At 64.6% G+C, this 1,346-nt stretch carries 2 protein-coding genes; both read right to left on the bottom strand.

The features are described 5' to 3' along the window. Window positions 1–1,006 (bottom strand): toxic anion resistance protein (locus HC022_RS26620; protein WP_167454386.1); only part of this gene is annotated, 1,006 nt, incomplete at its 3' end. 39 nt (window positions 1,007–1,045) lie between these two features. Then, the coding region (locus HC022_RS26625) for a 5-bromo-4-chloroindolyl phosphate hydrolysis family protein (RefSeq protein WP_175583749.1) at window positions 1,046–1,346 on the bottom strand (301 nt) is incomplete at its 5' end.

A 1,346-nucleotide genomic window follows, 5' to 3' on the forward strand; every position in this document is an offset into this window, starting at 1 on the left:
TGACGGCCTCGATGTCGAAGACGCCGCGCTCCATCTCCTGCCGGATGACCTTGTTGCTGTCGCGCAGGTTGGCGGCATTGGCGGTGAGCAGCTCGTTGGTCAGGTCCGTCGCCTCGCGCACGGCGCCCGCGGCTTCGGCCGAGCGCTGGATGGTGACCGCCTGCGCGAGCTGCGTCTCCCACAGCGGCACGGTGTTCACGAGGGTCGAGTTGATCTTGGTGACAAGCGACTTGTCGTTCTCCTGCACCAGGCGGATCGAGGGCAGGGACTGCATCGTCACCTGGCGGGTGAGCTTGAGGTCGTGAACCCTCCGCTCGAGATCGTCGCGGGAAGCCCGCAGGTCGCGCAGCTCCTGCGCCTTCATCACCTGGTCGTTCTCGGCGGCGGCCTGAACCTCGGCCTCCTTGGCGGGGATGGTGACGCTGTCGAGCTCCCGCAGCTTCTCCTCGCCGGCGGCGATGTAGAGTGCCAGCTCGTCGTAGAAGTTCAGGGTCTTGTCGTAGAGCAGGTCGAGCGACTTGATGTCCTTCAGCAGCACGTGCTCGTGCTTCAGCAGGTTGTCGGTGATGCGGTCGATCTGGCCCTGCACCTCCTCGTAGCGGGCGGTGAACTTGGCGAAGGGTGCGGTACGGCCGAGCAGCTTTTCCCACCAGCTGCGATCGCGGCGCACGTCGAGCTCGGAGACCGAGAAGCCGCGGATGGTGGTGACGATGTCGCGCAGCCCGTCGCCGGCGGGGCCCACGTCCTTGTTGCGGACGCCGTCGAGCATCGCCTGGCTGATCTCCTGCAGCTCGGTCTGGGCACCGGCGCCGAAGGAGACGATGGAATTGGTGTCGCCCATGTCGATCTCGGCCATGCGAGAGCGGATCTCCTCGCTGACCTCGGGCGTGGCGTCCTGAAGCGAGATCACCGCCTGCGCGTCACCGGGCTCGGGCAGGACCACCGCGTTCACTTCCTCGACCATGGCCTCGGTCATCGTGGCCTCCGCTTTCACTTTTTCAGACATCGGACATTCCCTGACTTGCGTGGCGTTCCGCCCCGGGGCTCAACTCGGTCGAACGCCTTCGCGTTGCAACCGATCCCGGAGAACTTCGATTTCGACCGAGAGGTCGGCATTGTTGTCCAGCAGAAGCTTCTCAGTTTTTTGACCGAAACTCTCCTCGAGGTCGGTCAGAAGCATCATGAAATCGCTCTTTGCCCCACGATCCTGCGTCCGGCTGTAGATGTCGGCGAATTTGACGGCAGCATCGCGTGCGCCCATCAGGTAGACGCCGAGGTAACGGCGGGCGGCGGTGAGGTCGCGGGGGTCTTCCTCGACCGTATGGATCAGTTCCGACACCCTGGCA

Origin of the sequence: Salipiger sp. HF18 (genome assembly GCF_011806505.1) — a bacterium.
GTDB lineage: Bacteria > Pseudomonadota > Alphaproteobacteria > Rhodobacterales > Rhodobacteraceae > Salipiger > Salipiger thiooxidans.